Here is a 13461-nt window from a genome sequence, read left to right on the forward strand (position 1 = left end):
TTTTGCCCGGTTTATCAGGCCGATGCTGCGAGCGCCTGCGAGACGTGCCGCCGCGCCAGCTTTTCCTCCCACGACAGCGCGTGCGCGGCGATGGTCGCGAGGTCGTCGTATTGAGGTGTCCAGTCGAGCACCGAACGAATCCGACCGGTGTCGGCGATCATGGTCATGATGTCGCCCGGGCGGCGTTTGGAATAGTGAACCGCGAAGTTGCGGCCGCAGACCCGCCGCACCGCCCCGATGGTTTCCAGAACGGAATAGCCGCGTCCGTACCCGCAGTTCAGCGTCGTCGAACGTCCGCCGGTTCGCAGGTACGCCAGCGCGGCGCGATGAGCCTGCGCGAGATCGCTGACATGGATGAAGTCGCGGATGCAGCTTCCGTCCGGCGTCGGATAGTCGGTGCCGAACACGTCGATCTTGGCGCGCTGCCCGGTTGCGGCTTCGACCGCGATTTTCAACAGATGCGTGGCGCCTTCGGTCGACAGGCCGATCCGCGCCAGCGGATCGGCGCCGGCGACGTTGAAGTAACGCAGCACGACGTAGTTCATGTGGTGCGCGGTCGCGACGTCGTGCAGCATGATCTCCGTCATGAGCTTTGACGATCCGTAAGGCGAGAGCGGCCGGGTCGGCGCCTCTTCCGGAACCGGCATGCGATCGGGATTGCCGTAGACGGCGGCAGTCGAGGAGAAGATGAAGCGGCCGATCCCGCATCTGACGGCGGCGTTGAGCAGGTTGCGCGTCGTCATCGTGTTGTTGCGGTAGTAGGCGAGCGGGTCGCGCATCGATTCCGGCACCACCACAGACCCTGCGAAATGAATGATGCTTTCGATGCCGTGCTGGGCGATCACGTTCTCGACGAGACTCTCGTCGCCTGCATCGCCAATGAACAGCGGCACGCCGTCCGGCAGCGCCGATGAAAATCCCGTGGAGAGATTATCGATCACGACGACGCTTTCACCGGCCTCGGCCAGCGCGAGAACCATATGACTGCCGATATAGCCGGCGCCACCGGTAACGAGCACGGTCATATCTGCTCCTCTGTGCGAAGGCTCGCGGGCTCGCCCGCGTTTGCCGATATCTCGCACAAACCGGTGGAGTTGCCGTATAGCATGACGCCGATCGGTCCGATTTTCCCGGCCTTCGTGCCGGGGAATCGACATTATGGTTGCCAAACTGTAACGAGAGCCGAATGTTCTTGAGCGGCTTTGCGCGTCGATGACCGACATTCTCATTATCAAGACATCTTCGCTCGGCGACGTGGTGCATCAGATGCCTGCGATCGTCGATGCCTCGCGCGCGTGTCCGGAACTGCGGATCACGTGGCTGGTGGAAGAGACGTTCGCGCCGCTGGTGCGATTGCACCCTCTGGTCGCCGACGTCATGACTGTCGCGACGCGGCGCTGGCGCTCGCAACTCGCCACCGGCGCGACATGGCGCGAGATCGGCCGGTTCCGCACGCTTCTGCGCGGGCAGGCGTTCGACAAGGTGATCGATACCCAGGGCCTGATCCGCTCCGCGATCATGACGCGCCTCGCGCGCGGCCAGCGCCACGGTTATGACGGCCGCAGCATTCGTGAACCGTTTGCGGCGCGATTCTACGACGTCAGGCACACGGTGAGCCGCGATCTGCACGCCGTGACGCGCAACAGGATGCTGACCGGCCTCTCGCTCGGATATCGGCCGCCCGACAATATCGATTACGGTTTGATCCGCCCTTCGCAGACTAATGACCAACGCTATGCGGTGTTGCTTCATGGCACGTCGCGATTCGCGAAAGAGTGGCGCGCCGAGGACTGGATCGAAACGGGCAGGTGGCTGAGTGCGAAGGGATTGCAGATCGTGCTGCCCTGGGGCAGCGAGGCCGAACGGCTGCTGTCGGAACGGCTGTCGCGAGACATCGCGGGCAGTCGCGTCCTGCCGCGTCAAAGCCTCGATCTGACCGCGCAGGTGATCGGCAATGCGGCGCTGGTCGTCGGCGTCGATACCGGCCTGATGCATCTTGCCGCGGCGTATCGCGTGCCGCTCGTCGGCATCTATGCCAGCACCGATCCCGGGCTGACGGGACCTGTCGGCAGCGGTCGCATGGCGGCGCTCGGCGGCAGGAACGGTCCGCCGGCGGCCCGGCAGGTGATGGAGGCCGCAGAGCGGTTGCTAGATCAGAGTGTGATCCGTTCAAATTGAATCGCGTCGCGCCGATCGCGCGCGCAAGCACGGTCGCATCAAGGCGTGGCGCGCTCGCCCGCCTCCGCAAGCACTCGTTCCGCGATGGCCAGCACTTCGGCTGCCGGAATATCTTTCATGCAGCGATGATCGTTCCTGGTGCAGACCGGACGATGGCACGGCTGGCACGGCAGCGGCGTTTTGGTCTGGATCGTCGCCGCGAGTCCGTTCAAAGGCGCCCAGTGATAGGGACTGGTCGGACCGAAAATTCCCATTGTGGGGGTTCCGATCGCGGCCGCGACGTGCAGCAGGCCGGAGTCGTTCGAAATCGCGAGCGTCGCCGCCGCCATCGCCAGAATGCCGTTTCGCAAGTCGTGGCCCGTGAGATCGCGCACGCGCGAACCGCCGGTTGCCACGATTCCGGCCGCGATCGCCTTTTCGTTCGGGCCGCCGATCACCCAGACGTCGATGCCGCGCCCGGCCAGCATCCGCGCGGCCTCGGCGTAGTAAGTCCAGCGCTTGCTGGGGCCGACCGCCCCGGGAGCGAGCGCCACCGCCGGTCCGGATCCCAGTCCCTGCGCCTGCCGCCAGCGGATGACGTCCTCGCCGGGAACGCGAAGCTGCGGCACGGGCCATTCGGGCGGTCGTGCCGCCTTGGCGGGAAGTGCCAGCGAGGCCTTCCGGTCGATCATGCGCGGCAGCGCTCTTTCGCCCCAGCGCCAGCGGTTGAGGAGCCCGAACCGCGCTTCGCCAACAAAGCCGATCCGTTCCGGAATGCCGGCCAGCGCCGGCGCAATGGCCGATTTCCAGGTCCGCGGCATGACAAGGACGGTTCCGTATCCCCGCGCGCGCAACTGGCAAGCCAGTCCCCACTGCTGTCTCAACGCCAGCCGGCTTCGCGGCAGATCCCAGACCACGCCGGCACGCACGCCCGGCATGTAATCGACCAGCGGCGCGCACAGCGTCGTCACCAGCATATCCACCGGCCGGTTCGGCCAGCGCTGCTTGAGCACCCGCACCACCGTGTGACCGCGGACGAAGTCGCCGATCCACATGTAGGGGACGATCAGAACAGGGCGCGAGTCGTCCGCGTCGCCGACAATTTTCAGATCTTCTGGTGAATCTGTTTTCATAATTTAACGAATACGTAACATCGGGACGGATGGAAAATCCTCCCTATCCGCTCCCATGGCGGAGGTAAAGTTATCTCGCGCGATGTGTTTGGCGAGTGATTTCGCCGCCTCACGCCATCCAGGTTGCCTCGGAAGCGGGAGTGGGGCAAACCAGCGGGGTGAATTGGATGTTCGCGCCACCCACTTGCCGCAAACCCGGCATGCGAATGTCAAATTCAAAACTCCACTGGAAAACCTTATGGTTGCGGGTGGTTCTTTGATTCTGACATCTGCAAAGAACCCCTGCCGCATCGCGATGCAAATGTCAGAATTGGACCACTGGAGCCTTTCCGTTCTGATGAGATCAGAAAGCGTAGCTCCATGTTTTTGATTTGACGCGCTTTTCTTCACGCGAACCGGTAGCCACTTTGCTCGAAACGCTCTGGGGAGTCGCACATCCATGACGGGGACATCATGCTGCTGGTGACCGGGGGCGCCGGCTTTATCGGATCGAATCTCGTGGCCGCGCTGAACGACGCCGGACGCGGCGACGTGGCGGTGTGCGATGCGCTGGGCAACGACGGCAAATGGCGCAACCTCGCCAAGCGGCAGCTTGCGGATATCGTTCCTCCCGCAGAACTGGCGGCCTGGCTGGAGGGCCGCCGTCTCGACGCGGTCGCCCATCTCGGTGCGATCTCCGAGACCACCGCCACCGACGGCGATCTCGTCATCGAGAGCAACTTTCGCCTGTCGCTGCGATTGCTCGACTGGTGTACCGCGACCGCGACGCCTTTCATCTATGCCTCTTCAGCATCGACCTACGGCGATGGCCGGCAGGGCTTTCGCGACGATCAATCGTTGGCCGCGCTGCGGGCGCTTCGGCCGATGAACCTCTACGGCTGGAGCAAGCACCTGTTCGACATGGCGGTCGCCGGCCGCATCGCGAACGGTGATGCGCTGCCTCCGCAATGGGCCGGCCTGAAGTTCTTCAACGTGTTCGGCCCCAACGAATATCACAAGGGCTCCATGATGAGCGTGCTGGCGCGCCGGTTCGACGACGTCAAGGCGGGCCGTCCGGTGCAGTTGTTCAAATCGCACCGGGAGGGCATCGCTGATGGCGACCAGCGCCGCGACTTCATCTATGTCGACGACGTGGTCCGCGTGATGATGTGGCTGCTGGCGACGCCCTCGGTCAGCGGTCTCTTCAACGTGGGAACCGGCAAGGCGCGCAGCTTTCGTGATTTGATGATGGCGGCCTATGTCTCGCTTGGCGCGAAGCCGAACATCGAATACGTCGATATGCCTGAGCAGATTCGCGGAGCCTACCAGTATTTTACGCAAGGCGAGGTCGAGCGCCTGCAACGCGCAGGTTACAACGGGGGCTTCACGCCGCTGGAGGAAGCGGTCGACGCCTATGTCAAAGGCTATCTCGATCGCGACGATCGCTTTCGCTGAAGGCGTTGAAGCGTGATCTCGACCCGAAGGGCCGTGCCAGCGCAAGGGTGGAAACCGGTTTTCGGTGGGGTCATGCTCGATTAAAAAGATAAGGCCAGAGCCTGATTCAACGCGGTTGAATTTGACTCTGGCAGCAGGTGTAGTGGTTGATGATCGATTTTGACGGCTTGTCGAATGCGTTTTCACGCCAGACGGTGCTCTGCGTCGGCGACCTGATGCTCGACGAGTTCGTGTACGGCGAGATTTCGCGGATTTCGCCGGAGGCTCCGGCACCGGTCATCGCGGTCCAGCGGAGCGAAATCAATGTCGGCGGCGCGGGCAATGTGGCGCGCAACATCGCCGCGCTTGGTGCGCGCTGCGTCTTTGTCGGATTGGCCGGCGAGGATGAGGCAGGCGGCAGGCTTCGCGCCACGCTCTCGCGCGAACCCCTGATCGAGCCGCTGTTGATTTCGGACCCGGCGCGGCCGACGACGCGCAAGGTGAGATTTGTTTCGGAGCATTTTTCGACCCACATGCTGCGCGCCGATTGGGAAACGCCTGCTCCGGCGTCCGGGGCGGCGGAGCAGGCCCTGATCGACGCCATTCAGTCGCAACTGCCGCGCGCCGACATCGTGTTGTTGTCGGACTACGCCAAGGGAGTGTTGACGGCGCGGGTGATCCGCACCGTCATCGATGCGGCCCGTGCGCTCGGCAAGCGCGTGATCGTCGATCCGAAGAGCGCCAATTTCGGCATCTATCGCGGCGCGACGCTGCTGACGCCGAACCGGAAGGAATTTGCGGACGCGACCCGCAGCCGCGCCGACGATCAGGCCAGCATTGCGGCGGCGGCACGCGAGGTGATGCAGATCGCGGATTGCGAAGCCGTGCTGGTGACGCAAAGCGAGCACGGCATGACGCTCGTGCCGGGTGAGGGCCAAGTCATTCACGTTCCCGCGCACACCGTCAAGGTTCGCGACGTGACCGGGGCCGGTGACACCGTCGTCGCCACGCTGGCGGTTTCGCTCGCCGCCGGGGCCGATTGGGAGACCGCGTTGCGGGCGGCAAGCGCTGCCGCCGCGGTGGCGGTCGGCAAAAGCGGCACCGCGATTGTCACGCTCGCCGAACTCCGCCGCAATATTCTGGCGCCGGCTTCTCTGGCCGCCGAAGAGAAAATCGTGCGATCGGCGGCCGATCTCGACGCGCGGCTGTCGGCATGGCGTGACCAGGGCCTGCGGATCGGCTTCACCAACGGCTGCTTCGACATCCTGCATCCGGGTCACGTCAAGGTGCTGACCGCAGCACGGGCGACCTGCGACCGGCTGATCGTCGGATTGAACAGCGACGCGTCCGTGGCCCGGCTCAAGGGAGAGGGCCGGCCGATTCAGGACGAGCAGGCGCGGGCGGAGGTGCTGGCTGCGCTCGAGGCCGTCGACCTCGTGGTGATTTTCGAAGAGGATACGCCGTTGAAGCTGATCGAGCGGACCGAGCCGAACGTGCTCGTCAAAGGCGGGGATTATTCGCTCGAACAGGTCGTCGGTCAGGAATTCGTTACCGCGCGGGGCGGCGAGGTCGTGCTGATCGATATTCTGCAGGGCTTCAGCACGACGTCTTTGGTGAAGCGCGCGGGAGGCAGGGCATGAAAGCCTTGTTCCCCGGCGGCCGGCGCTTTTCCGCTCCGTTTGCGATCCGGGCTATCGCCTCATGACCCGGCATCTGAAGTTTACCTCGCGCAATGTCCTGATTGCGCTGCATGACCTCGTGACAGTCGTGGCGGCGCTGCTCGTGAGCTGTTACTTCCGTTTCGACGACCGTGAATTTGCCCTGCGCCTGCCGTTGCTCCTGAAGGCGCTGCCCTATTTCCTCGTCATCAGTCTCGTTGTCTTTTATGTCTTCAACCTGACGACGACGAAATGGCGGTTCATTTCTCTCGTGGACGCCCTCAACATCGTCAAGGCGTCATCGGTTCTGGGATTCGTCGTTCTTGTCTTCGACTATGTCGTCGTCGCGCCCAATCTCTACGGCACATTCTTTCTCGGAAAGAAGACGATCATACTGTACTGGCTGTTGCAGATATTCCTGCTCGCAGCGACGCGCTTCACCTATCGGTATTTCCGCTACAGGCGCACCCTTTTTCACGTCAAGGCCGACGACGCGACGCCGGCCATCGTGATCGGCCGTGCCGCGGATGCCGAAATTCTCTTGCGTTCGGTCGAGAGCGGCGCGGTCAAGCACTTGCGGCCGATCGGCCTGCTGTCGCCGTCGGCCGCCGACATCGGTCAGACGATACGCGGGGTGCCGGTCCTTGGCGCAGTGGACAAGCTCGAAGACGTGATCACGGACTTCGCCGAGCGGCGCAGCGCGATCAAGCGCATCATCATGACGCCCTCGGCATTCGAGCCCGAAGCCCAGCCCGAGGCGGTTCTCGCGCGGGGCCGCAAGCTAGGCCTGAAGGTCAGCCGGTTGCCGTCGCTCGGCGAGGAAGGCGATATTCCGCGCCTGACGCCGGTTGCCGTCGAGGATCTCCTGCTTCGCCCGAGCCGCACCATCGACTACGAGCGGCTCGGCGGGCTGATCAAGGACAAGTCGATCGTCGTGACCGGCGGCGGCGGATCGATCGGATCCGAAATCTGCAAACGAGTCGTGACGTTCGGCGCGAGCCGGCTGCTGATCATCGAGAATTCCGAACCTGCGCTCTACGCGATCATGGAGGAGTTGGGGACGAGAACCCGGGCCGCCGTCGTGGAGGGCCGCATCGCCGACATTCGCGACCGCGAGCGGCTGATGCGTCTGATGAACGAATTCAGGCCCGACATCGTGTTCCATGCGGCGGCGCTCAAACACGTACCCATTCTCGAGCGCGACTGGAGCGAAAGCGTCAAGACCAACATTTTCGGTTCTGTCAACGTCGCCGATGCGGCGCTGGCGGCGGGCGCCGAGGCCATGGTGATGATTTCGACCGACAAGGCGATCGAGCCGGTCTCGATGCTCGGACTGACCAAACGTTTTGCCGAAATGTACTGCCAGGCGCTCGATCGCGAGTTGGCGCAGCGCGCCGACGACAAGATTCCGATGCGCCTGATTTCGGTCCGCTTCGGCAATGTGCTGGCGTCGAACGGATCGGTGGTGCCGAAATTCAAGGCGCAGATCGAAGCCGGCGGGCCGGTGACCGTCACGCATCCCGACATGGTTCGCTATTTCATGACGATCCGCGAAGCGTGCGATCTCGTTATCACCGCGGCGAGCCATGCGGCGATGCCGGAACGGCACGACGTATCGGTGTATGTGCTGAACATGGGCCAGCCGGTGAAGATCGTCGATCTCGCCGAACGCATGATCAGCCTGTCCGGCCTGCAACCCCACCACGACATCGAAATCGTCTTTACCGGCGTGCGGCCGGGCGAGCGGTTGAATGAAATCCTGTTTGCGAGCGAGGAGCCGACGATCGAGATCGGCCTGCCGGGGGTATTGGCCGCGAAGCCGAACGAGCCGCCGATGGACATGCTGCACAAGTGGATCGCGGTTCTTGCGGAAGCCGTCGCCAACGAGGACAAGTCGAAGATCCGCTCGGTCTTGAAGGACGCTGTGCCGGAATTCGGGGCCCATCCCTGACGGACATCGCCTTCGGCTGATATTCGCGCCCGAGTCGTTCACCGTTTCAAGGAAACGGATGAACGAATCTCGGTAGATTCTTGATTTGACGCGCTTTCTTCACGTGAATCAGATTCCACTTCGCTCGAAAACGTCATGGATCATTCCGTCAGTTCGATCGAGGCCGGTCTTTTTTCGGCCCGCTCGACGCTGAAGATCCAGACGAGGCCCCCGAGCGCGCCGACGACAAAAAACACCGCGCCGTACAGCAGCGAGATGTTGACGCCTTCGCTCGTTGCCAGTCCGGCGTAGCCGAAAATCAGCGCCATGGAAGCCTCGCGCACGCCCCAGCCGGCGATCGAGATCGGCAGCATCGTAATCAGCATGACCGGCGGAATGAGCAGGAAGATCTCGCTGAAATGGATCGGCGCGGCGATCGCGCGCACGACGCACCAAGCGATCACGATGGCCTGGACATGGATCAGCAGCGACAGAAACGCGATCTTCAGCCCGCGCCCGCGACCGAAAATGGCATGGCCGGTGATGACCGAACAGGCGCGAAGGTGGTTTATCGCCCGAATGTTCCTGAGCCATGGCCAATGCAGTCTGCCGAGAAGCAGGAAGCCGCCGCCAGCAGCCAGCGCGCCGAAATCGACCAACAGCAGTGCAAGCCGCCCCTGGGGATCGCCGATCAGCCGGTAACTCCATGGCAGACTGGCGACGATCAGCACGGCAAGCGCGATCAGGCCGATCGCGCGGTCGACGAAGATCGAATAGGCCGCCGCGCGCCATCCCGCCGGGCCCTGTCCGACCAGCCAGAGCCGCATGGCGTCGCCGCCGATCGATGAGGGCAGCGTCTGGTTGAAGAACGAGCCGATCATGCAGTAGCGCACCGCCCGCGCGACCGTGAGCGGCGCGCCGCAGTCGGCGCTGATTTCCCGCCAGCGCAGGGCGCTGACAAGAACCTGCAGCAAGGTTACGGCGACGGCGAGCGCGATCCATCCCGCGCCGGAAAAACCGAGGCGCGAGACGAGGTCGGAGAAATCGACCTTGCGGAGCGCAAGGTAGAGCAGGGCAGCCGAGACCAGTATTTTTGCCGTTGAAAGCAGGATCTGGCGCATTGCGCTCGCATGTGCCGGGATTAAGCTGGCCGCCGGAGACCTTCCGGACGATAGTCGATGGCCCTGTTGCCTTGGTATGGTTTTGGGGAGCGTCTGGCAATAGTCGCGCGACAGGGCGTTTGCGATCCGCTTCGACGTCCTCTGATCGCCGTTGGCAAAAAAACAGCTACCTTATGGCGGGGCTGCGCACCCGGCCCGGATATCCTGAGGAGGGAATGCTCTGAGGAGAGAAATATCGGATCACCCGATACTGGTCACCGGCGCGGCGGGGTTCATCGGATTTCATGTCGTCGCCCGGCTCCTGGAGCAGGGACGCCCGGTTGTCGGAATCGACAACCTCAACAGCTACTACGATCCCGCGCTCAAGGCTGCTCGGCTCGACATCCTGCGCAAGGATCCGCGGTTCCGTTTCGTCAAGGCCGATCTTGCCGATCGCGCGATGACGGCCTCCCTGTTCGCCGAACATCGCCTTTCGGTCGTGCTCCATCTCGCGGCCCAGGCGGGCGTACGCTATTCGTTGCAAAATCCGGACGCCTACGTCGATTCCAACCTCGCGGCGTTCGCCAATGTCCTTGAAGGATGCCGGCACGGCGAATGCCCTCACTTGCTGTTCGCTTCGTCGTCCTCCGTTTATGGCGCCAACACGAAACTTCCGTTTTCCGTCCACGACAACGTCGACCACCCGGTCAGCCTGTATGCGGCGACGAAGAAATCCAACGAACTGATGGCGCATGCCTACAGTCATCTTTACCGCACGCCGATGACGGGACTGCGCTTCTTCACGGTCTATGGTCCGTGGTACCGGCCTGATATGGCGCTCTACAGGTTCGCCGACGCGATCGTTGGCGGGCAGCCGATCAGGCTGTTCAATCACGGCAACATGCGGCGGGATTTCACCTATATCGACGACGTCGTTGAGGCCGTTATCCGCCTGATCGATCATGTGCCGCGCGGCGAAGCGAACGGCGTTCAGGATCCCGGGACGAGTTCAGCCCCCTGGCGAATCTACAACATCGGCAACAACAAGCCGGCGGAATTGATGAGCGTCGTCGCGCTGCTGGAGAAGGAGTTCGGACGGACGGCCCAAAAGGAGATGCTCCCGATGCAGCCGGGCGACGTGCAGGCCACATTCGCCGATATCGACGATCTCGCGCGCGACATCGGTTTCCGTCCCTCGACGTCGCTTGAAGACGGCATCCATCGTTTTGCAACCTGGTATTCTCGCTATCATCGGGTCAGTTAGCGGTTCGATTCTGACATTTGCATCCCGACGCATCGTGATCGGTTTCCGGTCGAGTTGGATCATGCCCCCGGAAATTATCGCCTGATCGCATTTTCTTGCGGCGGACCGGTATCCACCCCGCCGGAAAATGCTCTAATGGACACATCGGAATGTGGAGACGGTTTTGTGAGTGAGCGCATCATCCCTTTGGTTATGTGCGGCGGCGCGGGAACCAGGCTGTGGCCGGCCTCGCGGGAAGGCCGTCCGAAGCAGTTTCTGCCGCTGTTCGGGTCGCGTTCGACGTTTCAGGATACGCTGAGGCGGGTTTCCGATCCGGCGCTGTTCGAGCGGCCGATCGTGATCACCAACGCCGCATACCGTTTCATGGTGCTGGAACAACTCGCGGAGATCGGACTTGAGGCGGACATCCTGCTGGAGCCGGCACGGCGCGATTCCGGACCGGCGATCGCCGCGGGCGCCGTCTTCGCGCAGATGCGCGACAGCGACGCCGTCGTGCTTGCGCTCGCCGCGGATCATGTGGTGCGCGACACCGATGCGTTCGTCTCGGCGTGCCGTCAGGGCCTCGCCGCCGCGAATGCCGGCCGCATCGTGACCTTCGGCGTCCGGCCGGAGCGGGCGGCGACCGAGTACGGCTATATCAGTCCGGGGGCGGCGATCGCAGGCGATGTGCGCGCCGTGACGACATTCGTCGAGAAGCCCGATCCGCAAACCGCCTCGGGCTATGTCGAAGCGGGTTATCTCTGGAACAGCGGCAACTTCATGTTCCGCGCCGCGGTGCTTCTCGATGAATATCGCAACGTCGATCCCGAGAGCGTTCGGTCGGTGTCGGATGCTGTGGCCCATGCCGGCCGGGATCTCGGCTTCGTCACGCTCGACCCCGCCGCCTTCGCCAAGGCGCGGGCGATTTCCATCGATTACGCAGTGATGGAAAAGACCGAACGCGCCGCCGTGGTGCCGGTCGATTGCGGCTGGTCGGATGTCGGGTCGTGGCACGCGGTGTGGGAATTGTCGGACAAGGACAGTCAGGGCAACGCGGCGCAAGGGACCGCCGTGTTCGAGGATTCCCGCAACTGCAATATCTCGACGGACAGGGCGCTGGTCGCGCTTGAAGGCGTCGACGATCTCGTCGTGGTGGCGACGCAGGATGCGGTGCTGGTGTCGCGCCAGAAGGATGCCAACGGGCTGAAGCGCCTGGTCGCGAAACTGAAAGCCGTCGCGCCGCAGGTCACCGAAGAGCATCTCCGTGTCCATCGGCCGTGGGGCGCCTATCAGTCGATCGACAAGGGCGAGCGGCATCAGGTCAAGCACATTACCGTGAAGGCCGGTGAGCGGTTGTCGCTGCAAAAACACCATCATCGCTCGGAGCACTGGATCGTGGTCCGGGGCGCCGCGAAGGTCACGGTGGATGACCTCGTCAAGACCGTGCATGAAAACGAGTCGATCTATATTCCGATCGGAGCCACCCACCGGCTGGAAAATCCCGGCAAGATTCCTCTGGAATTGATCGAAGTACAGACCGGCAGCTACCTTGGCGAGGACGACATTGTAAGGATTGAGGATGACTATCGTCGAAGCTGAGTTGCGGGGGCGAATCAGCTATTCTGTGGAAACATTTGTATAGATCCTGTTCCCCGGACGCGGACGTTCTACACGTATCATGTAATTCTTTGAATCAAAACGTGTTGGGATTGTTATTCCTCTAATCGCCACGTTCGTTATGGCGTGCTAGGGAGAGCGCACGATCAGGGTTCAGGGATGCCTGGACCGGTCGATTTCGAGGTACCTGATGAGTTTGAAGCCATCTGCATTGAAAACTGCAGGGTCGGAGCGTGTGCTGCGTGTCGGCGTGGTCGGCGCCGGTATCATGGGCAGCAATCACGGCCGCGTGCTGTCCGGTCTCGCCGGCGTCAGGCTCGCCGGCATTGTTGATCCCTTGCTTGCGCACCGCGCTCGTGCGACCGAGCTGATCGGTTGCCGGACGTTCGGGACGTTCGACGAACTGATGGCGGCCGGCGTCGACGCAGTCACCATCGCGGCGCCGACACACCTTCATTGCGAGTTGGCGCTGGCCTGCATCGAGCGCGGCGTTCACGTTCTGGTCGAGAAACCGATCGCCTCGACGGTGGAGGAAGGCTGCAAGATCGTCACCGCTGCCCAGCGCGCCGGTCTCACCTTGATGGTCGGCCATGTCGAGCGCTTCAATCCCGCGGTCGCCGCCATCAAGCAGGCGATCAAAGGCGAGGATATTCTCTCGATCGCGATCACGCGGGTCGGTCCGTTTCCGCCGCGCATGTCGAATGTCGGTGTCGTGATCGATCTCGCCGTGCATGACATCGATCTGATCCGCTGGTTCACCGAATCCGAAATCGTTGACGTGCAGCCCCAGCTTTCCAGCGCCGTCGCCGAGCGCGAGGATATCGCTCTGCTTCAGTTCCGGACCGCGTCGGGCGTGCTTGCGCATATCAATACGAACTGGCTGACGCCGTTCAAGGCCCGCAGCGTCACCGTCGCCACCCGCGGCAAATACATCATGGGCGACCTGCTGACTCGCCAGGTCACCGAATGCTTCGGATTCCAGCCGGATGGCAGCTATTCGATGCGCCACCTCCCGGTGGGCCATGATGAACCTTTGCGCGCCGAACTGATCGCGTTCGTCGATGCGGTGCGCTCAGGAAAGGCTCCGGCGGTAAGTGGCGGTGAAGGCGTCGCCAGCCTCGAGATCGCGATCAAGTGCCTTGAAGCGCCGTCTTCCGTCGCGCCGCCGGTGCGGCCGGCTCCGCGCCGCGTCGCCGGCTGATCGTCCAGA

At 63.0% G+C, this 13461-nt stretch carries 10 protein-coding genes; 7 read left to right on the top strand and 3 right to left on the bottom strand.

Annotated elements, in window-relative coordinates; genetic code table 11:
- Nucleotides 1-14: 14 nt before the first annotated feature.
- Entirely contained in the window at nt 15-1025 is a 1011-nt protein-coding gene (gene galE / locus ACS3WA_RS10475; RefSeq protein ID WP_438278461.1) for a UDP-glucose 4-epimerase GalE, read from the bottom strand.
- Between the two features lie 187 nt (nt 1026-1212).
- Here galE and waaC point away from each other — a divergent pair, with 187 nt between their 5' ends.
- The gene (gene waaC / locus ACS3WA_RS10480) at nt 1213-2178 is read left to right on the top strand and encodes a lipopolysaccharide heptosyltransferase I (protein WP_438278462.1); all 966 of its coding nucleotides are present in this window, start codon (nt 1213-1215) and stop codon (nt 2176-2178) included.
- Between the two features lie 38 nt (nt 2179-2216).
- Here the strand turns inward: waaC and waaF are convergent, their stop codons facing one another.
- Nucleotides 2217-3290 carry a lipopolysaccharide heptosyltransferase II gene (waaF, locus tag ACS3WA_RS10485; protein WP_438278463.1) on the bottom strand — a complete coding sequence of 358 codons (1074 nt, stop codon included), beginning with the start codon at nt 3288-3290 and terminating at the stop codon, nt 2217-2219.
- Nucleotides 3291-3743: 453 nt separating this feature from the next.
- Between waaF and rfaD the strand changes: the two genes are divergently transcribed.
- From rfaD to ACS3WA_RS10500, 3 genes are all read left to right on the top strand, one after another.
- Complete coding sequence (gene rfaD / locus ACS3WA_RS10490; protein ID WP_438278464.1) at nt 3744-4724, top strand: ADP-glyceromanno-heptose 6-epimerase; 981 nt, start codon at nt 3744-3746, stop codon at nt 4722-4724.
- A gap of 149 nt (nt 4725-4873) precedes the next feature.
- Nucleotides 4874-6343, top strand: coding sequence for a D-glycero-beta-D-manno-heptose-7-phosphate kinase (gene rfaE1 / locus ACS3WA_RS10495; protein WP_438278465.1), 1470 nt, complete (start codon nt 4874-4876; stop codon nt 6341-6343).
- Between the two features lie 61 nt (nt 6344-6404).
- Nucleotides 6405-8312 carry an SDR family NAD(P)-dependent oxidoreductase gene (locus ACS3WA_RS10500; RefSeq protein WP_438278466.1) on the top strand — a complete coding sequence of 636 codons (1908 nt, stop codon included), beginning with the start codon at nt 6405-6407 and terminating at the stop codon, nt 8310-8312.
- 140 nt (nt 8313-8452) lie between these two features.
- On the opposite strand, the gene ACS3WA_RS10505 is transcribed toward ACS3WA_RS10500, so the two are convergent.
- Complete coding sequence (locus ACS3WA_RS10505; protein WP_438278467.1) at nt 8453-9412, bottom strand: lysylphosphatidylglycerol synthase transmembrane domain-containing protein; 960 nt, start codon at nt 9410-9412, stop codon at nt 8453-8455.
- 232 nt (nt 9413-9644) lie between these two features.
- Here ACS3WA_RS10505 and ACS3WA_RS10510 point away from each other — a divergent pair, with 232 nt between their 5' ends.
- The 3 genes from ACS3WA_RS10510 (at nt 9645) to ACS3WA_RS10520 (ending at nt 13452) form a co-directional block, all read left to right on the top strand.
- Nucleotides 9645-10655: an NAD-dependent epimerase gene (locus ACS3WA_RS10510; protein WP_438278522.1), complete on the top strand. Its 1011-nt coding sequence runs from the start codon at nt 9645-9647 to the stop codon at nt 10653-10655.
- 165 nt (nt 10656-10820) lie between these two features.
- Nucleotides 10821-12233, top strand: coding sequence for a mannose-1-phosphate guanylyltransferase/mannose-6-phosphate isomerase (locus tag ACS3WA_RS10515; RefSeq protein ID WP_438278468.1), 1413 nt, complete (start codon nt 10821-10823; stop codon nt 12231-12233).
- 208 nt (nt 12234-12441) lie between these two features.
- Nucleotides 12442-13452: a Gfo/Idh/MocA family oxidoreductase gene (locus ACS3WA_RS10520; RefSeq protein WP_438278469.1), complete on the top strand. Its 1011-nt coding sequence runs from the start codon at nt 12442-12444 to the stop codon at nt 13450-13452.
- Nucleotides 13453-13461: the final 9 nt, after the last annotated feature.

Origin of the sequence: Nitrobacter sp. (assembly GCF_051535235.1) — a bacterium.
In the GTDB taxonomy this organism is placed as follows: Bacteria; Pseudomonadota; Alphaproteobacteria; order Rhizobiales; family Xanthobacteraceae; genus Nitrobacter.